This window comes from Parasediminibacterium sp. HNIBRBA5674 (assembly GCF_056745525.1).
In genome coordinates, this window is record NZ_JBQWIE010000001.1 from 63,047 (window position 1) to 89,279 (window position 26,233).

Here is a 26,233-nt window from a genome sequence, read left to right on the forward strand (position 1 = left end):
AAATTGATTTAAGTCTTGTAATTATTTATTACTTCGTAAATTCCTTTTTAAGAGTTCAATTTCTTTTTTCAATTCCGTGTTTTCCTTTTTAAGGTCTATCAAATACAAGGTAACCTCTTCTATTTTTTCTAGTAATTTATTAGTTATCTGCCCAAGTTCAATACCATCGCCATTTTGCATTTCGCTGCTAGAAGGTACATTAGGCAAATGGTTGTATTGTTTCACGTATTTAGCAAGATCTTCTAGTGATAACAGTTTGTAGTTATTTTTAAATACGTAGTCTGGCCATGTGCCTATTGTTTTAACAACTACCTCAGTGAAAATAGCGCTTCCATTAACGCCAAAAGTATGTGTTCCAAGGCTTGTAGTGCCTGTTCCAATACCTACTTTTCCATTGTTAAAAATTGTCATCACTTTACTTTCCGAACCCCAACCCGAAGTACCTGTTGTAAAAACGATGTCACCACCATACATATTACTTACATAAAAATGGCCAAATGTATTTACCTTAGAAATTACAAAATCTCTATTTTGCGCAAATTGGCTAAATGCGCCTGTCCCTGATGCAACCCCCATTTGAAAGTCACCAGAACCGTCTGTGTTCAATAGATATAATCCAGGGTTTCCACTCTCAATAAAAATATCACCGTCTTTGACATGCAGTTTACTATATGGATCATTTGTACTTATACCCACTAATCCAGAAAAATGAGCATCTGTACCTTCCAATAATCCAGTTAATGTGCCACCTGTTAATGGTAAATAGGGGTCATAAGAATTTACACTTGATCTGTTCAAATACGCCTTTGCAGAATCTTTACCCTCAAAATTTTTCTTTCTTGCATACTCTAGGTAGTTATTGGGCTTTCTGGAATGTGGTAATGTAGCTTTTACAATATTTATCTTCTTTATTCCATAATTGCAGTCAGTATAATTACTTGGTATTTTACTTTTTCTTTCGGTAGCAAATAAAGTAATAAATGCAAGCAAAGAAATTGTTAGTAACATAGTTGTCTTTTTCATAAAGATTAGTTTTATTTGTTTTTAAATTTGTTGTTGTCTGTTATAATTTTATCCACCAAATACCACTTCTACTATATCGCTACTTTGCCCTATTTCTGCATCGTCTAGTACACCTATAGCCATATACTCTCTATGTTCAGGGGCGTTGGCTACGGCTAGTGGACGGTTATCTACATAAGGTGGGTGAGCGTCAAAACTTAGTTTTAGCCAAGTAGCCTGGCCCTTTAAGCGTGTGTACACATTTACGCCTTCGCTCTCACCCTTGGTAAACCCAATTTCTACTCTGCCGGGATATGCAACGGCAGTAAGTATGGTTTTAAAAGTTTTTGGGTCAAAGCTGCTATCTGTACCTACTATTTGTAAGTCAGCACCAATAGCATCGGTGTAATTAGGATTCTCTTTCCAGCCTCTTACTGTACCACGAATGTCTCTAATACTGTCAGCAACGATTTTGTCACTATCTGCTTTTGCTTTTTTAGTAGCTGCTTGCGCCGCTACCTTATCGTTAATACTTTTTTTAATAGCTTTCAAAGTGTCTTGCTGCGCTGTTACCTCTGCCGCTGTAAGCCCTAAAGCTGCTGCGTGTACTGGTAATTTGTCTTCAAAGTTTTGTGCCCATGAAAGTTTTGCACTGTCAGTCACTGGGATGTAATCGTACTTCATAATGATTGATTTTTGATGGTTATATAATAAGTGTTATTACCTAGTTTAATTAAATTATTGATAATCAATATTTTATAAAAGTGAGAGATACATTTATACTTTGTAAAGGCACATTTATGCAGCATAAATATGTATGTAGCCATTGTAGATGTACATAAATCTCTAAAAAATGGATATTGTTTTACTACAAATGCACACTGCCGGTTTAAAAATGTACATATGTGTTTTGGAAGTATGCATTTATGGCCAATTGGTGTATGTGTACCATTTATAAATGTGTATTTTCTGCTTACCGATGTTTTAATTTGATTGTTAAAATGATATTTGTAAATGCTAGTATGCATGTGAGAAATGGTAGTTCAATTAATTAGGCTTTAGTTATATGCTTTGCTAAAATATAAGCAATTTTTTGTGTAAACAATGGGGTATATACCCCATATTCTGTATCTTTAAAATGCTGAAAGGCAAAGTGACACGAAGGGAAGAACATAGAACTATAAACACCAAACTAAAGGTTATGCTTACAATAGCTATTGTGGAAGACAACCTGTTACAGGCTGATTATGTAAGTACTTATGTAGCTCGAATACCTAATTGTAGAGTGGCTACGATTGCCCATAATGGCTTTGCCTTTTTACAATATTGTGCCAATAGTCTATTGCCAGATATGGTAATTATGGATATATCGATGCCTGTAATGGATGGGGTGTCTTGTGTTGATTATATGACACAGTATCATCCAGAGGTAGCTATTATTGCATTAAGTAGCTATACCGATAGAGAATCCGTAGAAGATATGCTAGCATGTGGGGCTAAAGGCTATGTTGTAAAATTGCTGCCCAACCTACGTGCATTTGCCACTATACAAGATGTCGAGTATTTTAACTTAAAATATGCTATTGCAGAAGTGACCGCTGGTAACTATTATATTGACCCACACATATTAAATGCGAGCGAAAATAAGAATTACACTTTTAACCCCGCAGAATTGGTAGCTAAGCGTAAAGCTGAATTAGCAAAATTGTCAAGTATTAAGCTTACAAAAAGAGAACGTGAAATTGCAGCTTTATATGCTGCGGTTAATGCAAAACAAAGTGATATAGCGAGTATGTTATCGGTAACTAGCAAAACAGTTGATAAACACATACAAGCTGCCTCAAAAAAATTAGATGCCAACAGTAGACATTGGTTCTCAATTCGCACACTAGGTTTAGGGTTAATAAAAGTTGCAAGAGGAGTATTTAAATGACGTTACCGGAACATCAACATCAAGGCATTCAACCTGCGGCCAGTAACTAATACGAAGCTTTAAATAGTGGTTACAATGCTTCTATTATAAAGAAGCCATAAGCAGGTACAATTAAGTACTCGTTATCGTTACCAATTTTAAATTCTTTATTAGAAAAATGGTCGTACAACTTAGATGGTGGATTACCTTTTTCTTTAAATGCAAACCAAGTAAGATAAGCATCTTTATTGCTAAAATTAAACACACAGAAAATTCGCTTTTCACCCTGATTTCTAATGTACGCAGCTATGTGAATATTGTGAGGCGTTAGCCATTGTAAGTTGCTATAATCGGCAATTGCGTTTAGGCTTTTGCGAATGCTAATTAAGTGCTTGGTAGCAGCAAAAATTTTGCCTTCAATAGTAGCAGTGTCTTTTGCTTTTTCATTCTTTTGCCAGTCAATAATTGGTCGGTGCATCCATCTATTATCATAAGCTTTTCCTTCGTCTTGCAAGTAAGAGTAATCATTGGTGTAGCCAACTTCATCACCATAAAACAACATTGGTACACCACCTAAAAAAAGGCTGTGCGCTTGCATCATAATTACTTTGTTGATGCTTTCGGTAATGTCTTGTTGGTTATTGGTATTAATAGCTTTTTCTAGCCCACAAAGCGATGCTAAAGAGCCACTCAATCTAGCATCTTGTGTTTTAGGGTTAAAGGCAAACAAAGCACCTGTTGCTTTCGAATAAGGATGATTGCCAGAGTAATAATTTTTCAAAAACATGCGATGGCTATAAGCATTGAAGCCAGCTTGTTGAATCATATAATCATCATAACCCAAACCAATATCATCGTGGCAGCGTGTGTAAGTAATCCAAGATGTGCCAAAGGGTTTTTGTAAAATTTCGTGTTGTGCAGCAAGCATTACTCTTGTATCGCCTGTGGCCAAAGCATCCCATTGCAAAGCCATGTGTGTAGCGTTATAGGCGAAATCACATTCTCTAGCTGTAAATTCACCTTTGCCAAAATATTCCATAATGGCTTTTGGTGCTACAATGGCTTCGCCTAAAAGCGCCATACCTGGTGTCGCTATTTGCACACATTGTTTTATTAAACGCAGTAAAGTATGCGCTTGCGGTAAGTTTTGACAAGTAGTACCAAGTTGTTTCCAAATAAAGGCAGGCGCATCTATTCGTAAAATGTCTACACCTAAATTGGCATAAAAAAATATGGTGTCAAGCATAGCTAAAAACACAGCAGGATTCGTATAATTCAAATCCCACTGATAGCTATGAAAAACCGTCATTACCCATTTGTTAATTTCAGGTACATAACTAAAGCTGCCTGGCGAACTTTCTGGAAAAACTTCAGGCATGGTTTTATCAAATTCATCTGGCCAGTATCTATCATCAAACATGTAAAAGAAGTCTTGATAATACTTGTCGCCAGCCTTAGCTTTTTCTGCCCATTCGTGCTTATGAGAGGTGTGGTTTAAAACAATGTCTAGCATCAAATAAAAGTCTTGCTTTTGCATATTTTTTTGCAATGCTTGCAAGTCTTTTAAAGTGCCAAAACGTTCATCTACTTCTCTAAAATCTGATACCGCATAGCCACCATCGCTTTCGCCAGCAGGGCTTTTAAATAAAGGCATCAGGTGAAGTAAGTTCACACCCAAATCTTTCAAATAATCTAGCTTGTCATTCATGTTTTGCAAGCTGCCCGCAAAGCGATCAACATACAAACTCATGCCAGTAATATCGTTACTTAAAAACCAGTTGCCCTTGGCGCTTTTACTAGCATCTTTTTGCTTTAAAGCCTTGCTACGATTGGTGTAGGCCTTGGTAATGGTTTTTAATAAATCGTTGAAATGTGTATCGGCATGTTGGTGCTGCCCATACAACTGATTATACAGATTTTGAATGGCAGAAACATTGGCAATAAAGCTTGTGTAGAAGTAGTTGTTTAGGTCAGTAATATCTAACTGAAACTCTTTTACGTAAGCTTTTATATTTTGATGAATTTGATAATTATACATACCAATAGCTTTTCTATTGCAGAATTTGATTGTTTAAAAATTTAAAAGCTTCCATTGCGCCCATGTATTCGCAAGTTCTTGCGCCAGCCTTGTTGGCATTGGCAATAATATGCTGCCATTGTGATAGGGTTAAAGCTTTGATGGTGCTCAAGTTCATGTCTTTTAATTGATACAATACTGCACCAGTAAAAGCATCGCCTGCACCTGTTGTATCTATTGGTTTTATAGGAATACTTGGTATTATTTCTGTGCTTTTGTTTAAGCCTAGCATTGTACCAGCTTTACCTAGTGTAATGGCAAATGTGGCCTTTGTTTGTTGTAATAATGCTGTAGCAGCTTCATCTACCGTTTTAGTATTGGTCAATAGCATTGCCTCTTCATCGCTTACTTTAAAAAAGTGGCAGTTTTTAAGGAAATACCAGCTTTGCTGAACGAAGCTTTCTGTGTTGTCTTTAAATAATAAGTGCCTATAGTTGGGATCGAAACTGATGCAACAATTGTGTGCAATAGCTCTTTGTAAAAGGCTTGTATAAGCTTGCTGCAAAGGCCCTTCTAGAAAACCAGTTGCTGAGCCAAAGTGTACAATATTGTAGTCATCAAGATTGATGCTAGCAATATCTGCTTCACTTAGTTGACCATCAGCACCTCGGCTAAATACAAAGTCACGTTCGCCATTATCCATTAACGATACAAAAGCGATGGTAGTAAAATGAGATGCATCTTGCAGCATGAAAGTTGTATCAACATCAAAGTCTTTCATCACATCAATCAACTGTGTACCAAATGGATCTCTACCCACTTTTGCAGCCAATGCCACTTTGCCACCAAGAGCAGCAATTGCTGCTGCAACATTGGTAGGTGCACCACCTGTTTTCTTTAAAAAATGCTCGCCTTTAGATAGAGGAGTGTTTGTATCGGTACAAATCATATCTATCAAAGCCTCGCCTATACAAAGTATTTTCATTGTTCCCCTTCTTTAAATTAAATTGTTAATGACCACGACCTTGCATGATTACTTCATCAGCGTTTGGTTTGCTGCTTTTAATTAATAATGTAAGTAAAGCAGCTATTAATAAAAACACACCAGCAAATGCTATGGCATTACTAGGGTTATTGTTTAAAAAGTGTTTAAGTATGTAGCCAAATGTGGTTGTTTGAATGAACATTGGTATTACAATCATCATGTTGATAATGCCCATGTACACACCATATCTTTCTTTTGGTACTTGGCTGACCACCATTAAATATGGTATGCCCATCATGCTAGCCCAACCAATACCAAAGCCAGTAATAGCTGGAAATAGCAGATATTTATTTTCAATAAAAGGAAATACTAAAAGGCCAATACCAGCAATTATTAAGCAGCCAAAGTGCACCAGCTTTGGTGAGTATTTTCTTGCAAACCAAACCAAAACGAAAGCACTTAAAAAAGTAACCACATTGTACCAACCATTTACCAAGCCAGTCCAAGCCACTGCTTTTTCGTACAACTCGCTATTGCTTTGTGGTGTAGCGTGCCATATAGATAGTGCAACACTTTTAGAAGAATTTTGCCAATAACAAAACAAGGCATACCACTGAAATAAGTATACCAATGCTAGCTGCCACATAACCATTGGCATGTATTTTATGGCTTTGATAATATCTATAAAAGGTGAGAGAACGTTTAGCGGTTCTTCATTCATTTTTTGTAGTTCATCTTCTGTAGGCGGTATCTCGGCTGTGGTTTTAGAGCTCCACCATACTGAACCAATAGAACAAATAGAACCAAGTATAAACGAGGCAAATACCCATGTAGGTAGCTTGCCTGTTTTGCCAATAAAAATCATTGGAAAAATGAAAAGAGATACGTTAGCGAGTGTTTGGCCAAAACCAGTAAAAAAGCTTTGTGCTAAAAAACCAGTAGGCTGTTGTTGTGGATCAAGTTTGTCAGCAATAAAGGCCCTGTATGGTTCCATTGCTGTGTTGTTACCAGCATCTAATAACCAAAGTAAGCCAGTAGCCATCCACAATGAACTGCTGTAAGGAAATAGAAATAGTGCGATGCTGCACACTAATGCGCCTATAAAAAAGTACGGTTTACGTCTACCAAGTTTGGGTATCCAAGTTTTATCGCTGAGGGCACCAATAATTGGTTGTATTAATAAACCTGTTAAAGGCCCCGCTAAGTTTAACCAGGGAATTTCGTCAGGCTTAGCACCTAAAAAATCATAAATAGGATTCACCGCACTTTGTTGCAAGCCAAAGCTGTATTGAATGCCAAAGAATCCGACATTCATATTGATGATTTGCGCAAACGTAAGATGGGGCTTAGTGTTAGACATGTTTAGAGCAAATTATTTATCGTTAGAAACTAAAGATAAGTGCTGTACAATATTACCTAACTACTACTAATTTTTTGCAAACGATTGTTGTTTACATTTTGCTGATTATCAGCATATTTGATGGCTTATTTGCCCAAAAAAACCACTACTACGGGTGTAAGTAATGGCCTTGGAAATATATTTTGTATTGATGATTAAGTTAATGAGCCACCTTCTACTAAAATTGGGTCTACATCATATTCCTGAATCGTTTTATCGCCTTTTATGGCATTAATCATTATTTCAAATGCAAGTTTACCAAGTTTATAACCACTAGTTTCTACATAAGTAATTTCAGGATGATAGAGTTTTGGGTAAAAGCCGTCGTTACTAATTGTAATAACACTCACTTGTTTAGGAACGCTCAATTGTAGTATTTGAAGGGCTTTCATTACCCCTACCATTATTTCATCGCTCATACAAAAAATGGTATCGGGTTTATATTCACTATTAAAATGTTCGATTACTAAGGCAATAGATTCATCAAATGTTTTTGAATGTGCTGTAGTTAATTTATTCGAGCTTTTATGTTTTTTAAAGACATCTCTAAAAGCTTCTAAACGGTGTTGTGTAATAGAAATATGTGTGTCGCCAAAAATTGCCAACACTTTTTTCTTTTTCTTAGCCAAAATGGTTTCTGCGGCTAAAATGGCTGCAGCTTTATCATCGAAGCAAGCACGTACAAATTTTTCTGTGGTAGGTACTCTGTCATAGAATATAACTGGTATTTCTACTTCTTTTAATCGCTCAAATGCTTCTAGGCTATCTGTATCGGGGGTTACGCTAGCAAATACGCCTGCAACACGTTGTTTCTTACAAAACTTTACATGATTAATTTCTACGTTTACATCGTTGTCAGATTTTAAAATGATTAACGAGTATCCATTTTTTCTAATCTCTTCTTCTACTGCATCTATAAAAGAAGTATAAAACAAATCGCTTACTTTAGGTACAATTAACCCCAAAACATTACTTGTTTTAGCGCTTAGTTGAATAGCGTAGGGATTGGGTTCATAATCTAGCATAGTAGCTAAATCATTTACTTTTTGTTTGGTTCTTTCTGAAATATCTGGGTGATTTTTCAGTGCTCTTGACACAGTAGAAATACTGATATTGAGCATTTCGGATATCTTTTTTAACGTAGTTGTGGCAACCATGATGTGGAAAAATTAGCAATCGCAATTAAGTAATGAGTACAAATAACACATTAATATTTCAATTTTTCAAGAAATATGTAATATTCTACCAACCGAAGTAATTCTTAGCGTTGTAGTAGCAAATATCTTGTACTATTTTACCCGTCCAAGCAATGTCGTTTGGCAATTCGCCATTTTCAATTTCATCGCCTAGAAGGTTACACAATATTCTTCTAAAATACTCATGACGAGGAAATGACAAGAAGCTTCTGCTATCAGTCAACATACCTACAAGCTTACTGAGCAAGCCCATGTTTGACAAAGCATTCATTTGCTTAATCATGCCATCTTTTTGGTCTAAAAACCACCAACCGCTGCCCCACTGAACTTTACCCGGTGTGCTACCATCGTTAAAGTTGCCTATCATGGTTGCGAATAACTCATTATCGGCTGGGTTTAAGTTGTACAAAATGGTTTTTGCCAATTTATTATTGGTGTCAAGCTTGCTTAAGAAAGAAGATAAAGCACGACCTTGTTTAAAGTCACCAATAGAATCCCAACCTGTATCTGGGCCAAGCGTCTGCATCATTCTACCATTGTTGTTGCGCAAAGCACCAAGGTGAAATTGTTGAATCCAACCTTTTTCACAATCCCATTCAGCAAAGTGCAATAACATTGCACTTTTGAATTTCAATTGCTCAGCTAAACTCAATGCTTTGCCCGCATATACTTTAGTGAAAATGGCTTCAATTTCACTGCTTGTAAATTCTTCAGCATACATCTCTTCTAAGCCATGGTCGCTTACTTTACAACCCATAGATGCAAAGAAATCATGACGACTTTGTAATGCAGCTAAGAAAGTATCAAAGTTTGAAATACTGACGTTACTAGCTGCTTCAAGTTTTTTTGCGTAAGCAACAAATTTCTCTGGATTGCTTACATCCATTGCTTTATCTGGACGAAACGCTGGCAGAATAGGAATTTCGAAACCATCATCTTTTAGTTGTTGATGAAAAGCTAAATCATCAATAGGGTCGTCAGTTGTGCAGACAGTAGCTACGTTCATTTTGCGTAGAATATTCTTAACGCTATATGCAGGTGTTTGCAGCTTTGCAGAACATTCGTCGTAAATACGTTTAGCAGATGCTGGATTTAAAATTTCATGCACATCAAAGTAGCGCTGCAATTCTAAATGCGTCCAATGGTACAAAGGATTACGTAGCGTGTAAGGCACAGTAGCAGCCCATTGTTCAAACTTCTCGTAGTCGGTAGCATCACCTGTGCAAAATCTTTCGTTTACACCATTAGTGCGCATTGCACGCCATTTGTAATGGTCACCGTATAGCCAAACTTGTGTAAGATTTTCAAAGTTTTTATCTTCTGCAATTTGCTGTTGTGGCAAGTGGCAGTGATAATCTATTATGGGCATTTCTTTTGCATACTCATGATACAACTTTTGCGCTGTAGTGGTTCTTAAAAGAAAATTCTCATCCAGAAAGGGTTTCATAAAATTGTTTATTTTAAGTTACTTGCTATTACCGCTTTCTCAGCCTCAGAAAATGTTTATTGGTAATTGATAGCCTTTTCGTGAAAATGTTTTGGCCAGCCACCATAACTACGTTGAAACATCAGCATATTATCTGGCAAAGCATCTTGTGCTACCACTACGTTTTGCAGTAATACTAGCACTACGCTTAAACCAATAACTACTATGTTTCTGCTTCTTATCATTAACTATTACTTAGCACGCTTCTTTTTAGATTGTTCAATAGCCCACTTCACTAAATCGTTAGCTGCTTTAAAATTTTCAAAGTCAGCAGGCAACTTTCTACCATCAGTATATTCATTGTACAACCAAGGATCACCCACAGCAAATACAGCACCCTTACCTACTTTACTTACAGCCATTATCACATCACCTTTATCGTTAAAAATGCTATTAGCAGGCGCTGTAAGCTTAAGCGTACTTATCTCTTTTAAGTACACTTTTTTAGGTGATGAAAAAATTGGTTGTTCTGGAGTAAAATTGAAAGTCCCCATTTCAAATTGAGAACCTGTTACTTGGTTACGACTATCAACATTAAAGTGAATACCAAATTTTTCAGTCAAAATATTAAAATGTTCAAATTCAGCATTCGGCTTATCATTGTGCAGCAAAATCAATACGCCACCAGCTTTCACCCATTCATATACATTAGCAGCATCTTTCTCATTTACCAAGTTCATCTTAGGATTGTCTGAGTAATTGTCTGCATCAACAATAATATAAATGTCTGATTTTTTAAGATTGCTCGCAGTAGGTGCTGTAAATAGCGTTTCTGTTTTTACACCATAACTATTAAACACATGGCCTAGTAATGAGAAGCCATTATTATCCATTTCTTCCCACACATAGTGAAACGGTTTTTCTACACCAGTAATATCTTTTTTCACTTCGCTATTAAAGTAATGATCAAGGGTTACCGTTTTGCCTTTACCTATTGCCAATGCAGGTATTGCTTCCATTTCATTAGCGGCTTGAATAAACGCACCTACACCTTTACCATCATTTACTACTACTTTCTCACTCATGTAATATTCGTAGCTACCATCTCTGTAAGGCTTACCACCAAGGCCACTCACACTTACTGTACCTTTTAAATTGGTTTGCCCATTGGCATCAGTTTCAATAAATGTTTTTAAAATACCATCATACCCTTTTTTAGATACCACCAAGTAAGATGCTGGCAATACACCTAAGCGCACACCTTTTGCTAAAGCGTATACAAACATTGAGCTTGCAGAAGCTTCTAAGTAGTTGCCTTTTGCTGTAGGCTTATCTAGTATATCGTACCACAAATCGGTTTTAGGGTCTTGTACTTTTTGTACCGCCGCGGCAAAGCGTTTTAAAATATTTACCAGCGTATCTCTTTTCTTGTAAGATTCAGGCATTTGCTCTATCACATCTACCAATGCATTGCCATACCAGCCCATAGCTCTTGCCCAAAAATTTGGCGAAGCACCAGTGGTTTTATTAGCCCATTGCTGCTTTTTGCTTTCATCCCAACCATGATAGAGTAATCCAGTTTTTGCATCTCTGCTATGCTTTTCCATCCAAGCAAATTGGTTTACAATGTCGTTGTACGATGCCGTGTCACCAAAGGTTGTAGACCATTCAGCGTAAAAAGGCTCACCCATATACAAGCCATCTAGCCACATTTGGTTCGTGTATATTTTCTTATGCCAAAAACCACCTTCTTTGGTACGTAGCTGTGTGTTTAGTTGGTCACGCAATGTAGCCGCAGCTTTATAATATTTTTCTTTACCAGTTACTTTAAAAAGTGTCAATAAAATTCTACCACATAGCACATTGTCTATGTTATAATCTTCTTTTTTGTAGGTTCTTATCACACCTTTATCATCTACAAAAAAGTCCATGCATTTTTGCATGTAGTCAAAGTATTTTTTGTCAGCCGTTTGCAGCCACAAGCCTTCGATACCTTTTAAATAAACGCCTTGTTCATAGCTCCATTTCTGCGGCAACCTATTTGGGCTTGCAGCACTTGTATCAGCCCATAAAGTCATAGCTGTTTTTGCAAGCATTGCGCTGTAACCATCTTGTGCTGTGGCTTTTAAACTCACACAAGCCAACCCTATTATCAGTAATTTTTTCATTTTGTAACCAGCTTTTGTAATTTCACTTTTCCCATGATAGCAGAAACATAAACCAATAAGGCAATAACTAGTAAACGACGTTTCATAAAGCTAAAATTTTAATAGCCACAAAAACATTACATCACAAAGTTGCACAATGTACTTCAACGTTTATGTGATTTTTTACGTAGTGTCTTTTTTTAAAAAATACGGTGTCAATTTATCACGCTACTGTTACTTTTTGTCGTTCTACCGTTGTGGCATTTTATTCTTTGGTTACGGTTCTTGCTTTTTTTAAAGCAGCTTTACCGTATTTATTTTTCACGCCGTCAATGGCTTTGTACAGGTTATTTTTCTTCTCGTTATCGTCAAACAAACTGCCTTGCAGTGCATGATTGGTAAAATCGCTCAGCCGCACACCTAATAATCTTACAGGTTGTCCTTTGCGGTACAATTGATGGAACAATTGCATAGCCGCTGGTATCAGTTCATCATCTCTAAACGTATAATCAATGGTGGTTTGCTTACTTGTAGTTTCAAAATTTGGGTAACGAATTTTTACAGCAATACAGCCAGCCATTTTCTCATCTTGACGTAACTCGTAAGCTACTTTTTCTGTCATACGCACTAGCTCGCTTAGCAGAAAATCCATATCAGTTTTATTGTCTTCAAAAGTATTTTCTGTAGAAATAGATTTGGCTTCGTGAAATGGATGCACCTCGCTTGTATGAATACCTTGGGCTTTTACATACAAATCGCTGCCCCATTTACCCAAGGTTTTTTCAAGCACTTCTACAGGATATTTTAAAATATCGCCAATGTAAAAAATACCCATGTTTTTCAGCGTCTCATAGGTTTGCTTGCCTACACCAGAAAATTTATTAACAGGTAGCGGTGCCAAAAATTGTTGTTCCATACCTGGCTGCACAAACAGATAGCCATTTGGCTTTGCTTCATCAGTAGCTATCTTAGCTATCATTTTATTACTAGCAAGCCCAAAAGAAATAGGCAGTTCAGTTTGCGTCATTATCTCTTGCCGCAAATCGATTGTCCATTGGTAGGGGTCAAAAAATTTGTCCATACCAGTGAGGTCTACATAAAACTCATCAATACTCGCTTTTTCAAACAGGGGTGCTTTGGTAGCAATAATATCAGTCACCCAGCGGCTATAGCGGCTGTATTGGCCTCTTGTACTGCCCACCACTATAGCATGAGGGCATAATTCCATCGCCTTTTTCATAGGCATAGCACTGTGTACACCAAACTTCCTAGCCTCGTAGCTGCAAGTAGTAACCACACCACGCAAACTCGCCCCACCCACAATTACCGCCTTGCCTTTAAGCGATGGATTAAGAATAGCTTCTACACTAAAAAAGAAACTATCTAAATCTAAATGGGCGATATAGCGCTGCGGTGAAGCCATGTAACGAAGATAAGATTTAGTGAGCGGTGAGAAGTAAGTGAATGTCTTTCTGCAATTTAAGAATATTAAAACGGCTTTTATTATTTTTACCCACATGACAGACCTGCAAATTCTTCGCATCAGCATCGCATCTTTTATCACAGATACCAATACCATACTATCTTTTTTAGAAACCAACCTTAAAAAAATACCCAACAAGCAATTTGTAAAAACAGGCACTATTACATTTCAAGACTACCTTGATTTATACCAAGCCATACAACAAAGCGCTGTGCAGTTACAATCTAATGTAACCAACGATGTAATAAAGACAGCCATTAAACAATTACCTACACTAAGCCAAGCAGATATTACTGTTCATGAAAATGGAACGCTTGATGTGTTGCGTTATATCATTTATCCTTGGGGTGTTTTAGCGTATTACAACAAAGCGAAGGCACTGATTGAAAAATTGAGTGAGGTGAAGGATAAGTTGAGTGAGGTTAGAATAGATTAATCATCAATTAAGTCTCTATCAGCTTTTGCAACCCATTTCTCAAGAATATCCAACTCGTTGAATATGTGATGCAATAAACGAATGAGCTTGAACTGATTGAATTTGCTATTGAAATTTGCACAAAAAAGGCCTGCTTCAGAATTAAATTCTATTTCTTGTAAAAATGGTCTATCAATTCTTTCTAATAATAACTTAATGTGACCTTCCCAACTATAACCATTGCCTTCATAACCATATTTTTCAAAAATGGGTAGATACTTTTCACAAATAGATTTTTCCTCAACTGGTACAACAACTTGAAATACACCATCCGTATCCACTAATTGAAAAGGATAATGAAATTTTACTTTGTCTCTTTCTGTTAGCTTATTTGGCCTATTGGAAAAATAGTCGTTTAATCTTTCCTCTATTGCTTCAAATTCCCAAACAGCCTCCCTTTCCATTCCTATACACTCTTCTTGTGTTATGGGCTTTTCATAGCCAGGTTCAATCGTAACAAGCCTACAATCTTCCCAATTAGCAATATCTTGCCTGAAAAAAACTGGTGGGTTATTTAAAATTTTATCTTCCAATGAGCGCCAACCAATTAATTCCCATTTACTGTCTCTAAATACGTTACTAAAAACACTAGTAGTAAAAATTGGATTAGCATTTGCAATAGCATCTAGCAATTGTTCATTATTGTTATACTCATTGTCTATTTTGTAAAAGGAAAAGTTTCCTCTCATAATAATTCTTGCGTAAGCAATTTTTCCTTCTTGCAAAGGGATTTTTACAAATGTTCCTTCTTTCATTATATCTAAAGATTTATGCTGGGAAATTATTGTATTTCGATTGCAGAAGTTCATATTCTTTGTAGGATTTAAGTTTTTAACTCACATCAACTGTAACATTTTAGTTGTTGCATTTTAAATTGCAACAGGATTTTTGCAACAAACGTTGATAATTGTTTATTGAACATTGACTATTACATATTGTCTTCTTTACTTTCTTGCCCTGTGCTTTTCTAACTTCACTTCGTACATAATTAGCCTATAAAGCCAATAATTATACACATCTACGCAACATAGGTAATCGCTTATTATGTTTGTTACAAACTAGCATCGCATGAGTGTACATACCATTATAGATTTTTTAGAACCCATTAATCGTTACATGCTTAGTAATGATGAGGGCTATAAAGACACCCAATTGGGCAAACATATTCAGGCTTACGAAGATGAGTTTCCAGATATTTCGCAAGCAGATTTGGTGCTAGTAGGCTGTGGCGAAATGCGTGGTACTGGCGGCAATAACAATACTGATGCACCCGATGCGGTGCGTACAGCTTTCTACAATTTGTTTCACTGGCACAAAAATGTAACTGTAGCCGATGTGGGCAATGTAAAAGTAGGCGCAACACTACAAGATACTTATGCAGCATTGAAAACGGTGGTGCAAGAATTGATGGAACAAGGTAAACGTGTGGTAATACTTGGTGGTAGTCACGATGTTACGTTGGCACAATATGGTGCTTACGCAAATCTTGAGCAGATAATAGAAGCAAGCTGTGTAGACTCGAGGATAGATTTGAATATGGATAGCGTACTGCCAAATGATAACTTTTTAATGGAAATGCTAACAGGTGTACCCAATTACATCAAGCATTACAACCATATTGGCTTTCAAAGCTATTTTGTACATCCGCAAATGCTTGAAACGATTGACAAACTGCGCTTTGATTGCTACCGTGTAGGTAAGGTAAAAGAGAGCCTAGAAGAAATGGAGCCAGCCATTAGAAATAGCCAAATGCTAAGTTTTGATATTGCAGCCATTCAACATGCACATGCACCAGCTAATCATTTAACACCAAACGGTTTTACTGGCGAAGAAGCCTGTGTACTAATGCAATACGCAGGTATGAATGCGCAAATGAACACCATTGGTATTTATGGCTACAATGCTGCGCTAGATGAACACGATTTAACAGCTAAACAAATAAGCCATTTGCTATGGTACATTATGGATGGTGTGTACAAAAGCAAGCAAGAATCTGCCCTTGAAGATCGCAATAATTTTTACGAGTACACATTGGCTTTTGCAGAAGTAGAAACCGTGTTTTTGCAAAGTAAAAAAACAGGTAGATGGTGGATGCAATTACCTGATGAACGTTTTGTAGCTTGCAGCAAGTTAGATTATATTATAGCCAGTAATAACGATATGCCAGAAAGATGGCTGCGTGCCATGGAAAGAAATTAAATGATTGGTAAAATTTTGTAAGGTTATAAGAATCTGTTTACTTTCACAATGTCCCGTCCTGATATAGCGATACACAAAAACCCTTTGTTATGTCAGAAAAGTCGAGTTATGTAAATAGGCGATTCAGTTAAGAATCGCCTACTTTTTTGTTTATACTGTTAATGCAGTTTTACATAGTGTTTAATCTTTCACAAACTGTTGTTTTAAAATACCATTAATACCCTTGGTTACTAAAATATAAGTGCCACTAACCAAGTCGGTTGTATTTACCTTTAATGAATTAATGCCCACTGTAGTTTTTACTATTTGTTGTTTTAAAACTTTTCCTTGCATGTCTATAATATTTAGCTCTATCGAGCCATCAGTAGCAGCTATTAATTGTGCATTTAAAATGTCTTTAACAGGATTGGGAAAAATATTTAATGCTACTTTATCACTGCTGTTTGAAGTTGATAGTGTAGCTGTATTTTGTAAGCTTATCTCAAATCTATGTTCACCTTTTGAAGCAGTATCGCTTGTTATATCAAAGCTATAATTGTCACCCGCTTGCTTAAATAGCTTTTCTATTTTTAAAAATTTATCTCTTAGTAGCACCAGCGTATTGGGTAAATCTTTCATTGCCGAAAGATTGACGGTGTAACTACCGCTTACACTGGTATTTATACCTAAAGGAATAGTGAAGTTACTAGCATCTATTGTACTTCTATAATCAATAGCAAGCTGCTTTTTATCGCTTGATAGACTGTAAAAGTTAAAAACACTATTGCTAAGTTTTGGTGCATCATAGGTATCGATGGCTAGTGTTGACGCCGCATCGTTTAAAACTAATTTCCAATCATCAACATTACCATTTACAGTACTAATGTTTAGTTGAATACTTGGATTTTTTGTATTGCCAAATACAGCATAGGTAGGCGAGCCATTGGTTGTTTTATCACTCTCACGAAACGTTAGGCTTTGACCACTACCAGTTGCTTTAATAAAAAAACCACCCATACTAGGAATGATAATATCTGGATTACCTGCATTGTCATAGGTTTCAAAACCACCACGTACATTGTAGGCATCTAATATACCATTACTTTTTGTAGGGTTGTACACATACACTGTACCATAACTACTAATGCCAGTTACATTTTTTAGATTGATAGGGCAAGGATAAGGGTTGCCAATAAGATTGAAGTTGTCAGTACCAGCATTGCCATATGCAAGCGGTACAGTAATGGTACCTTGATTAATATTGCCACCGCTTACGTCTAGTATTACAGGGCTTATTGTATTGCTATAGTTTGTAGCACCAGGGCCTAATTTACCTTCGTCGCCATTGCCACGTATAAAAACATACAATGCTTTACCCACAGCCCATTTAGTGGCATCTGTAGCATCTGTAACAGGTACTAATATTGAAGATGTATTACCTATAGTAGCAGTAGGGTTGTAGTTAAATATCTGTGCACCACCACCAGCTACACCGTACGTGCCATTGTTTGCTATTAATCCAGTAACGCGTATTTTATTTGTAAGTAAGTTAATGGCTTGTGACGTTGTATAAGGATGAGATAATGTTCTATAACCGCGTTGTGCCTGTGTGTAACGTTGTACGTTTACAATACCAGAAATATAACCACCACTGTTGCTACCTTGCCCAATGGCGCCGCTGCCAGAAATAGTGTTTGAGACTAGCGTAAGATTGCCTCCTGTAGTTAATGTGCCTGCATTTGGGGTAAGCACACCTGTAAGGTTTAATGTACCGCCTAGTGTTACACCAGCCGAATTATTAATGATAAGATTTTGAATGGTATTGCTGCTAAACGCATTGGCAGGGATAGTTTGGGCTAAACTGCCATTTAGCTCTATGGTACCGAGAGTCGTATTTAATGTGCCATTATTAGTAATACTACCTGCTATTTTTAATGAGCCTGTTACCGTAAGGCTTGCACCACTATTGATGGTAAAATTATTAACCGATTGTGTACTTGTAATCTGTGGATTATTAGCGCTAGTAGCAACAACAAAATCGTCAATAGCTGTAGGAACTACATTGCCACTCCAGTTAGCAGGATTACTAAAATCAGAACTAGTGCCACCAATCCATGTATTTGTAGCTCTTGTTACAGTAATTGTATAAGTTTTTGTAACTAATCCATCTTGAGATGTAACACGAACATTCACTGTATTACTGCCCACATTTAAGCTTAATGCATTGGATGCAGTAGCACGTGTTACTGTTATATAACTGCCGCCATTTACTCTTACTTCTGTGGTGGCAACTAAGCTTAAGCTAGTTGGTGTTACTGTTACAGATGTAATGGTATTTGCAACACTAGCAGTATAGGTTGTTGTAGCTGCTGCAAATGTTGGCGATAATGTTCCTGAATTAATAGTTAATGCTGATAAATCTGCATTAGCAGATAATCTTGTAATAGTAATAGTATAAGTTTTTGTAGTGCCATCTTGTGCTGTAACACTCACATCTATTGGGTTTAAGCCAATATTACTTAGGCTTAATGAGCTTGAAGCAATACCACTAGATACACTTGTATAAGTGCCATTATTAACGCGTACTTGTATTGTAGCATTTGCATCTGCCTTGGTAGGCGTAACTGTAATGGTACTAGTACTGTTAGATACAGTTGCAGTATAGGCTGTTGTGGCCGCTGTAAATATTGGCGATAACGTTCCTGAACTAATAGTTAAAGATGATAAATCCGCATTTGCAGATAATCTTGTAACAGTAATTGTATAAATTTTTGTAACCAATCCATCTTGCGATGTAACACGCACATTTACTGTATTACTGCCCACATTTAAGCTTAATGCATTGGATGCAGTTGCACGGGCTACTGTAGTATAACTGCCGCCATTTACTCTAACCTCTGTTGTGGCAACAAGGCTTAAGCTTGTTGGGGTTACCATTATAGATGTCGTAGCGTTTGTAACACTTGCGGTGTAGGTAGTTGTAGCTGTTGCAAATGTTGGCGATAATGTTCCTGAATTAATAGTTAATGCTGATAGATCTGCATTAGCAGATAGTCTTGTTACATTTATGGTATAGGTTTTTGTACTGGTACCATCTTGTGCTGTTACACGCACTTGAACTGGGTTTACACCAATAGTTGGTAAATTTAATGTACTTGATGCAGTACCACTATTAATAGATACAAAACCAGATTGTCCACTAACACTTACCCTAGCTTCCAAACTTGCGCTTGTTTCTGCTTTGGTAGCTGTTACAGTAATAGAACTTACATTGTTAGCTACAGTTGCCGTGTAAGTGGTTGTAGCAGCAGTAAAACTTGGCGATATTGTACCTGAACTTATTGTAAGCGCAGATAAATCTACATTATTAGATGGTCTTGTAACCGTAACCGTATAAGTTTTAATAGTTGTACCATCTTGTGCTGTTACACGAATATTTATCGCATTACTACCAACATTTAAGTTTAATGCGTTAGATGCACTTGCACTGCTTACTTCTACATAACTACTACTATTAACGCTAACCTCAATTTTAGCTTTTTCGTTTGCACGTGTAGGTGTTACGGTAATTGAACTTGTACCAGAACCTACTGTTGCAGTATACGCTGTTGTAGCTGTTGCAAATGTTGGTGCTAGAGTACCTGTACTTAGTGTTAATGCAGATAAATCTGCATTGGTAGATGGCCTAATTACAGTAACAGTATAGGTTTTAATAGTTGTGCCATCTTGTGCTGTTACACGAACTTCTATGGTATTATTACCACCATTTAAGTTTAAAGCGTTTGATGCACTGCCACTTGTTGCACTAGCATAGCTATTACCATTTACTCGCACTTCTATTGTTGCATTAACATTTGCTTTGGTAGGCGTTATAGTAATTGAACTTGTACCACTTGCTACTGTAACTGTGTAAGAGGTTGTTGCTGCTGCAAATACTGGTGATAAAGAGCCTGCACTAAGTGTTAAGGTTGATAGATCGGCATTAGTTGCCAATGGTGTAATAATATTTTCATCACTATACCCACCTAAGATTAAAAGATCTGGTATCGTATCGCTAGTGCCGCTACCAATTAAAAAAGTACCAGTACTTGATGATGCATCAAATGGTGTAATTCTAAATGTAATAGTACTATTTGACGAAACGTTTTGAAGCCCAGTTATACCTGATAAATCAATTGGACCAAGTGAATAGTTGCCTGTTGTTCTTGTGGGTCCTGATATGGTTGCGCAAGATGCAAAAGCACCATTATCAAGCTTGTAATCAATTTGATATTGTATTGGACCAATATCGTTAATGCGAATGTTCAGCTTATCAATTGAATGATAGTTTACAGATTTACCATTCTTAGATTTTAAACTGAATGTAAGAAAATCATTACCACTAATACCGGCGCTAGCGGTGGTGCTAGACCATCCTGTAGCCCCCCAATATCCATTTGAAGCAGTAGTGCCAGGAACAGATAATCCAGAACCTCTTGTTAGCGATAATGGCGCTGTCATATTTACATCAAGTGTAGTAGGCGCAAATGCTGTAACGCTTCGCCCCCCTTGTGTAAAAGTTGAAGGATTCCAACCAGCTAATGTATCTGGAAAAGCAGGTCTGGTATCGTAAATATTTTCTGAATAAGCATTCACAGAAGCATGGTCTGCATAAATTTGACCGCCTATTGATAATACACCTGGCGAACTATATACAGGATAGTCGTTACCAAAAAAATACGCATACCGCTCTACATTCGGGTTGGCATCTAACCAAGGTAATGCAAGTCGTAAAAATTCTTCATGGACAGCTGGTGAACGATTCACATTTGCATTAAACTCAGTTATCCAAATAGGTTTCTTATAATAGTCATACAAATTATTTACGTATGTCTTAAACCTATTAAATACATCTGTGGCACTTGGATTGGCATTTCCTGTACTTAACCAATTGCCCCAATCGTACCAGTGGTCGCATACATAATCTATCCTTAGGCTATCTCTATTTGCTACTGTTGTAAAGCTATCTAACCAAACTCTGTATTGCGATTCTGTACATGCTGGCGAACCCATTCTTTGCCCTGCACGTAGTAGATTTTTGTATAAAGGAATAGCTTCTGATACAAATAAATTACCTTGACTTCCATTGTCTGGCTCGTTGAAGGAAAGTAAGTGTGTCAAGGTATCTTTTGCAATAACTGCATCTAAAATTGCGCTACTAGTATGTTGTTTGCTCCATATCATTGGTGCATAATTCACAGTACTTGTAGAGTTATCGTAAGGCCCCCAATCGTAAAACCATGTTGCATTTAAGTCTGTATGGTACGTATTATCTTGATTAGCTGACCCTTTCTTTTTTATAACAAGCGTTGGCAATTTTATTACCCTAATAAATGAGATTTTATTTTGTAAAACCATGGCAAGATTGACGTTTATGTTTGTCTTATTTGCCATGTAGGTAAATCTTTCACCAGTACCATCTTCATTTTCGGCTAATGTTGCCATAAATCCTTGATTTAAAGAGATGGATTTAATAGCGTTATTGAGTCCGTTAGGGATATTATTATTCGTATAAATTGTATCAACAATGCAGTTAGCTGATGTACCTTGTAAGTTGTAACCTGAATAAACTACAAGCTGTGCATTTGATAGTTGGCAACTTAAGACAAGTAATACGCCAAGGAATACGCTTTTCATTAATCTATTATTTATCACTGTTTTTTAATTAAAAATGATCATTAAACGATATTGATTTTTCAAGAGAAAAGAGTCGAAAAGTTTTTAGATAAGCAAGCAATTAAACATATACTTATAGCTTATACATGATTTATATTTTTAAATCCATTGCTTTTTTTAATTTTATCTCGGTAGATAAAATTAAATTAGTCCCTCAGCTTTATAGCCTTAAATATGTTCAAACTGAGGGGGTTTTTAGGTCAATTTTTAGCGTTTAAACATCACCAACTCTTTTTATTTAAACCTTGCTGCTTAAAAGCGTTGAGCATATTCGACGAACTAATAAGTAAATCAAATTTTAAAAAGTACGAAACATTGAGGCTTACAAGTAGCTATTTAGTTTGGTTTGGTTTTATTCATCATTTGATGCAGCAAATAATTGCCACATAAAAAAGGCGCTAATAAATTTTATTAGCGCCTCACCATTGTTATAAATTCTATTTTATTATACTAAAATTCCTTTTTTTTTCTAGCGAATACTGTTTTAAATCAGTTCAATAAATCTATAAAACACTCAAGTTATTGCTTTATAAAAGTTGCATTTGTTATACAATTATTGCTTAATAGTCTTAAAAATGAGCACTTTTACTCTGTGTGCTTGTTTCAATATTTTGGTTGCTTACTCCCTGCGGTAATTGATAAGTATTTATTACTTGCCCAATTTTGCTTACAACATATAATTGCGACGGTTTGGCCACAGCTTTAAACACTGCTTTTACAGCAGTACCACTTGATACGGTTGGATAAACCATTAATGAATTACCGACATTATTAAAAACATCTGTAAGTACGTTGCTGTAACTAATGCTTCCATCCTTATCTACCATTTTCAATCGGTAATATTTGGTTGTGTTTGCTATTGATATATCAGTATAGCTGTAGTTACTACCATTAGGTTGATTAATGCCAGCTATCCTTGAAAGTGTTGTAAATGTTGTAGCGTCGTTACTGCGTTCTAATTCAAAATGACTAAAATTTACTTCTGACCTTGTAGCCCATTGTAACAATATTGTACTGCTATTATTGCGCTTTAATTGAAAGCTTGTCAATGTAACTGGTAAAGCATTGGTAATAAGATTCGCATCAGAAAAGCCGCCAGTAATTACTAAATCTGGGTCGGTATCGGCAGTACCACTACCTATAAAAAATGACCCACCTGTGCTAGATGCATCAAAAGGGGTAATTCTAAAAGTGATAGTACTAGTTGCTGATACATCTTGTAGCCCAGCAATGGTAGATAAATCAATAGGCCCTAATAGATAATTACCTGTGGTTCTTGTAGGCCCTGCAATAGTTGCACATGGGTAAAAACTACCGCTGTTTAATTGATAGTCAATTTGATACTGAATAGACCCTGTACTAGATATACGAATGTTGAGTTTATCAATAGAATGATAGTTGACTGCTTTGCTATTTTTAGATTTTAAACTGAAACGTAAAAACTTGCTGGCACTTACACCTGTTGCAGCTGTAGTAGTAGAAAAGTTAGCAGCACCCCAATAACCATTAGGCGATGTACTAAATGGCAAATCAATACCTGAACCTCTTGTTATAGCAAGGGGCGCTGTCATATTTGTATTGAGTGCTGTGGGGGCAAAAGTGGCTACATTAAGGCCACCTTGAGTGAAAGTAGAAGGATCCCAACTTGCTAGCTCAATTGGTGAAGCTGGTCTTGTATCGTAAATATTATCAGGATAAGCCTCTACTGATGCATGGTCTGCATAAATCTGCCCACCTGTGGTTAAGGTGCCATTGGTATTGCGTGCGGGCAAATCGTTACCAAAAAAATACGAATAGCGCTCAACCCGTGGGTCACTATCTAACCAAGGTAAAGCCAAGCGCATAAAGGCTTCGTGTACAGCTGGTGGACGATTAACATTGGCATTAAACTCAGTAATCCAAATGGGCTTTTTAAACCGATCATACACAGCATCTATATAGCTTTTAAACCGGTTAAATACCTCTGTACCAGTAGGATTAACATTTAACGTAGAAAGGTAATTACCCCAATCGTACCAGTGTACGCAAATCACATCCACTTTCAACATCTGATCATTGGCAACAGTGGCAAAACTATCTAGCCAAACTCTGTATTGCGATTCAGTGCAGGCAGGCGAACCCATTCTTTGTCCGGCTCGCAATAACTTTTTGTAGGCGGGTATAGCAGCAGATACATACATATTTGCTTGCCCATCATTATCAGGCTCGTTAAAAGATAAGTAATGCGTAAGCGAATCTCTCTGAATGACTGAATTAATATTCACGTCAGTAGCGCCATTGCCATTCCATGACATTGGTGCAAATTCTCTTGTAGCAGTTGAATAATCTTTGTAGCCCCAATCGTAAAACCAAGTTACGTTAAGTGCATCGGTTATGGTATTATCTGTGTTAGCAGAGCCTTTCTTTTTTACATGAACAGCAGGCAATTTAAGCACCCTTATAAACGATACTTTGTTTTGCAAAACAAAAGCAAGATTAACGCTGAGAGTGCTTTTGGTAGCCATGTAGGTAAAACGTTCACCACTACCATCAGTATTTTCTGCTACTGTAGCCATAAAGCCTTGGGCTAATGTAATTGATTTGACGCCATCATTAAGGCCATTAGGAATATTAGTGCCTGTGTAAATGGTGCGTGACACACATGTAGCAGATGTACCTTGCAAATTCAAGCCCGAGTAAATGGTTAGTTGCGCAAGTAACATTTGCGAAGCAAATATTACAGCAATACTCAACAGTATCTTTTTCATAAAAACATCGTTAGTAAAACAAAAACTACCACCGCTATATTTCAATCGGTGGTAGATGCCTGTTAATGATGATCACTAAAAACCGGGGTTTTGCGTGATGTTTGGGTTGTTTGCTATTTCCTGAATAGGAATTGGCAGTACTTTATATTTATTAGGATCTGGGTTATCTAAAAAATCGTAGTCAGTTAATGGCTTACTGTAATAATCAGCTAATGAGGCTTTTACCGTAGGAATTAAAATATCCCAACGTTTTAAATCGAACCAACGGTTACATTCAAATGCAAATTCACGTCTACGTTCTTGCCTTAGTTTGGTTCTTAGGTCTGCTTGATTGGTATATGTAAGTGCAGCAATAGTAGTACCACCGTGTGTTCTTCTTACATTGTTTATAATTACCAATGCTGCATCTAAATTAGTCGTACCGCCTATTTCAATTAGCGACTCTGCCGTTATTAACAATACATCTGCATAGCGCAGTAAAATAAGGTCGTCGCTTGCATCATCGTTATTTGTAGAATTGTATTTATTGACTAATGAGCTACTAAAGTTTGACAATGTAAAAGTACTAACACTTACATTTCTTCTTAAGTCGCCTGTTTCATAAACCCTACGTGCTGCAATAGCATCAGCAGCATAATCCTTGGAAGGTGTACTGTATCTGAAGGATCTAAAAGTCCAGCCCATTCTAGTGTAGGCTTGTATAATATTTGACAGACCGCTAGTACCTCTTATGTAGTAAATACGCTCTTTATCAATCTGCTTGGTAGATACGATGGATGTAAATATATTAGAATATGCGGTATTTAAATCTATACCGTACTTTGTTTTATTGTCTATCAAGTCCTTTAACTCATCTATCGCTAATTGATAGCCAGGTGTATAATTAAGAGGGTAGCCCGCCATGGTTAAATATACTTTACCCAACAATGCTTTTGCAGCAGCCACCGTGACTCTACCACCATCATTACTGGTGTAGCTATAACTAGTATCTAAATTTGCTTTAGCGTAGTTAAGATCGTTAATTACTGAATCATATACAGTTTTTATAGAAGTTCGTGTGGGATAAATATTTGCAATAGCAAAGTCGGATGGCTGCGTCATTAAAGGTATATCACCGAAAATCTGGAGCAATCTAAAATGATAAAAAGCTCTAAAAAATCTTGCCTGAGCTTGAGACAGCCTAATAACTTTAGGCCTTATTTTTATACTATCATTTGCATATTTGATGACATTATTTGCTCTATCGATAACTGAGTATGATTGACGCCAAATACCGCCTATTACAGTATTAGCAGACGTGTATGTCATTAGATCTAACTGCGAACGCTCTGGAACAAAATTGGTATTAGTAGAATAAGCACCATCGTCAGAAATTTGCTCTAATGGAAACATTACAGGTAATCCACTTGAAGCCTCGAATCTTGCGGCATTATAAATACCATCAACACTAGACTCAACATCACTTTCTGTTTTGTAGAACGCATCACGTATAATTTGATCTTTTGGTAATTCTTCCAAAAATTTTTTACAAGAAGTGAAGCAAATTAAAAC

General features: G+C 36.7%; 17 protein-coding genes. 3 read left to right on the forward strand and 14 right to left on the reverse strand.

Annotated features, from left to right (window positions below):
• Positions 1-21 precede the first annotated feature (21 nt).
• Together ACT9TX_RS00300 and ACT9TX_RS00305 are read right to left on the reverse strand one after the other, a co-directional pair.
• Positions 22-1,023, reverse strand: coding sequence for a hypothetical protein (locus ACT9TX_RS00300; protein WP_481336026.1), 1,002 nt, complete (start codon positions 1,021-1,023; stop codon positions 22-24).
• Between the two features lie 48 nt (positions 1,024-1,071).
• The gene (locus ACT9TX_RS00305) at positions 1,072-1,686 is read right to left on the reverse strand and encodes a hypothetical protein (protein ID WP_481336027.1); all 615 of its coding nucleotides are present in this window, start codon (positions 1,684-1,686) and stop codon (positions 1,072-1,074) included.
• A gap of 517 nt (positions 1,687-2,203) precedes the next feature.
• On the opposite strand from ACT9TX_RS00305, the gene ACT9TX_RS00310 reads away from it, so the two are divergent.
• Positions 2,204-2,935 (forward strand): response regulator, encoded by a 732-nt coding sequence (locus ACT9TX_RS00310; RefSeq protein ID WP_481336028.1) that lies wholly within the window; start codon positions 2,204-2,206, stop codon positions 2,933-2,935.
• A gap of 70 nt (positions 2,936-3,005) precedes the next feature.
• Here ACT9TX_RS00310 and ACT9TX_RS00315 read toward each other — a convergent pair whose 3' ends face one another.
• From ACT9TX_RS00315 to dinB, 8 genes are all read right to left on the reverse strand, one after another.
• Positions 3,006-4,952 carry an alpha-amylase family glycosyl hydrolase gene (locus tag ACT9TX_RS00315; protein ID WP_481336029.1) on the reverse strand — a complete coding sequence of 649 codons (1,947 nt, stop codon included), beginning with the start codon at positions 4,950-4,952 and terminating at the stop codon, positions 3,006-3,008.
• Positions 4,953-4,965: 13 nt separating this feature from the next.
• The gene (locus ACT9TX_RS00320) at positions 4,966-5,916 is read right to left on the reverse strand and encodes a carbohydrate kinase family protein (protein WP_481336030.1); all 951 of its coding nucleotides are present in this window, start codon (positions 5,914-5,916) and stop codon (positions 4,966-4,968) included.
• A gap of 25 nt (positions 5,917-5,941) precedes the next feature.
• On the reverse strand, positions 5,942-7,231 hold the full coding sequence (locus ACT9TX_RS00325; RefSeq protein WP_481336031.1) for an MFS transporter: 1,290 nt from the start codon (positions 7,229-7,231) through the stop codon (positions 5,942-5,944).
• A 239-nt stretch (positions 7,232-7,470) separates the two neighbouring features.
• Positions 7,471-8,472, reverse strand: a complete 1,002-nt coding sequence (locus ACT9TX_RS00330; RefSeq protein WP_481336032.1) for a LacI family DNA-binding transcriptional regulator — start codon at positions 8,470-8,472, stop codon at positions 7,471-7,473.
• 85 nt (positions 8,473-8,557) lie between these two features.
• The gene (gene uxaC / locus ACT9TX_RS00335) at positions 8,558-9,958 is read right to left on the reverse strand and encodes a glucuronate isomerase (RefSeq protein WP_481336034.1); all 1,401 of its coding nucleotides are present in this window, start codon (positions 9,956-9,958) and stop codon (positions 8,558-8,560) included.
• A 56-nt stretch (positions 9,959-10,014) separates the two neighbouring features.
• A complete protein-coding gene (locus ACT9TX_RS00340; RefSeq protein ID WP_481336035.1) occupies positions 10,015-10,182 on the reverse strand; it encodes a hypothetical protein in 168 nt (55 codons plus the stop codon).
• Between the two features lie 6 nt (positions 10,183-10,188).
• Entirely contained in the window at positions 10,189-12,105 is a 1,917-nt protein-coding gene (locus ACT9TX_RS00345) for a glycoside hydrolase family 88 protein (protein ID WP_481336036.1), read from the reverse strand.
• 244 nt (positions 12,106-12,349) lie between these two features.
• Positions 12,350-13,507, reverse strand: coding sequence for a DNA polymerase IV (gene dinB / locus ACT9TX_RS00350; RefSeq protein ID WP_481336038.1), 1,158 nt, complete (start codon positions 13,505-13,507; stop codon positions 12,350-12,352).
• A 94-nt stretch (positions 13,508-13,601) separates the two neighbouring features.
• Here dinB and ACT9TX_RS00355 point away from each other — a divergent pair, with 94 nt between their 5' ends.
• Positions 13,602-14,003, forward strand: coding sequence for a hypothetical protein (locus tag ACT9TX_RS00355; RefSeq protein WP_481336040.1), 402 nt, complete (start codon positions 13,602-13,604; stop codon positions 14,001-14,003).
• On the opposite strand, the gene ACT9TX_RS00360 is transcribed toward ACT9TX_RS00355, so the two are convergent.
• Positions 14,000-14,797 (reverse strand): Imm51 family immunity protein, encoded by a 798-nt coding sequence (locus ACT9TX_RS00360; RefSeq protein WP_481336042.1) that lies wholly within the window; start codon positions 14,795-14,797, stop codon positions 14,000-14,002. The two genes, ACT9TX_RS00355 and ACT9TX_RS00360, sit on opposite strands and share 4 nt — an antisense overlap.
• A gap of 313 nt (positions 14,798-15,110) precedes the next feature.
• On the opposite strand from ACT9TX_RS00360, the gene ACT9TX_RS00365 reads away from it, so the two are divergent.
• Positions 15,111-16,241 (forward strand): formimidoylglutamase, encoded by a 1,131-nt coding sequence (locus ACT9TX_RS00365; protein ID WP_481336043.1) that lies wholly within the window; start codon positions 15,111-15,113, stop codon positions 16,239-16,241.
• A gap of 180 nt (positions 16,242-16,421) precedes the next feature.
• Here ACT9TX_RS00365 and ACT9TX_RS00370 read toward each other — a convergent pair whose 3' ends face one another.
• The 3 genes from ACT9TX_RS00370 to ACT9TX_RS00380 form a co-directional block, all read right to left on the reverse strand.
• A complete protein-coding gene (locus tag ACT9TX_RS00370; protein WP_481336045.1) occupies positions 16,422-21,896 on the reverse strand; it encodes a cadherin-like beta sandwich domain-containing protein in 5,475 nt (1,824 codons plus the stop codon).
• Between the two features lie 608 nt (positions 21,897-22,504).
• On the reverse strand, positions 22,505-24,682 hold the full coding sequence (locus tag ACT9TX_RS00375) for a glycosyl hydrolase (RefSeq protein WP_481336047.1): 2,178 nt from the start codon (positions 24,680-24,682) through the stop codon (positions 22,505-22,507).
• 75 nt (positions 24,683-24,757) lie between these two features.
• The gene (locus tag ACT9TX_RS00380) at positions 24,758-26,200 is read right to left on the reverse strand and encodes a RagB/SusD family nutrient uptake outer membrane protein (protein WP_481336049.1); all 1,443 of its coding nucleotides are present in this window, start codon (positions 26,198-26,200) and stop codon (positions 24,758-24,760) included.
• Between the last annotated feature and the right edge of the window lie 33 nt (positions 26,201-26,233).

Excerpts from the sequence above, each read along its gene's own strand:
- ACT9TX_RS00330 (WP_481336032.1), bottom strand. The coding sequence starts at position 8,472 with ATGGTTGCCACAACTACGTTAAAAAAGATATCCGAAATGCTCAATATC.
- ACT9TX_RS00315 (WP_481336029.1), bottom strand. The coding sequence starts at position 4,952 with ATGTATAATTATCAAATTCATCAAAATATAAAAGCTTACGTAAAAGAG.
- ACT9TX_RS00310 (WP_481336028.1), top strand. The coding sequence starts at position 2,204 with ATGCTTACAATAGCTATTGTGGAAGACAACCTGTTACAGGCTGATTAT.
- ACT9TX_RS00355 (WP_481336040.1), top strand. The coding sequence starts at position 13,602 with ATGACAGACCTGCAAATTCTTCGCATCAGCATCGCATCTTTTATCACA.
- ACT9TX_RS00370 (WP_481336045.1), bottom strand. The coding sequence starts at position 21,896 with ATGAAAAGCGTATTCCTTGGCGTATTACTTGTCTTAAGTTGCCAACTA.
- uxaC (WP_481336034.1), bottom strand. The coding sequence starts at position 9,958 with ATGAAACCCTTTCTGGATGAGAATTTTCTTTTAAGAACCACTACAGCG.
- ACT9TX_RS00375 (WP_481336047.1), bottom strand. The coding sequence starts at position 24,682 with ATGAAAAAGATACTGTTGAGTATTGCTGTAATATTTGCTTCGCAAATG.
- ACT9TX_RS00305 (WP_481336027.1), bottom strand. The coding sequence starts at position 1,686 with ATGAAGTACGATTACATCCCAGTGACTGACAGTGCAAAACTTTCATGG.
- ACT9TX_RS00360 (WP_481336042.1), bottom strand. The coding sequence starts at position 14,797 with ATGAAAGAAGGAACATTTGTAAAAATCCCTTTGCAAGAAGGAAAAATT.
- ACT9TX_RS00300 (WP_481336026.1), bottom strand. The coding sequence starts at position 1,023 with ATGAAAAAGACAACTATGTTACTAACAATTTCTTTGCTTGCATTTATT.
- dinB (WP_481336038.1), bottom strand. The coding sequence starts at position 13,507 with ATGGCTTCACCGCAGCGCTATATCGCCCATTTAGATTTAGATAGTTTC.
- ACT9TX_RS00365 (WP_481336043.1), top strand. The coding sequence starts at position 15,111 with ATGAGTGTACATACCATTATAGATTTTTTAGAACCCATTAATCGTTAC.
- ACT9TX_RS00320 (WP_481336030.1), bottom strand. The coding sequence starts at position 5,916 with ATGAAAATACTTTGTATAGGCGAGGCTTTGATAGATATGATTTGTACC.
- ACT9TX_RS00340 (WP_481336035.1), bottom strand. The coding sequence starts at position 10,182 with ATGATAAGAAGCAGAAACATAGTAGTTATTGGTTTAAGCGTAGTGCTA.
- ACT9TX_RS00345 (WP_481336036.1), bottom strand. The coding sequence starts at position 12,105 with ATGAAAAAATTACTGATAATAGGGTTGGCTTGTGTGAGTTTAAAAGCC.
- ACT9TX_RS00325 (WP_481336031.1), bottom strand. The coding sequence starts at position 7,231 with ATGAATGTCGGATTCTTTGGCATTCAATACAGCTTTGGCTTGCAACAA.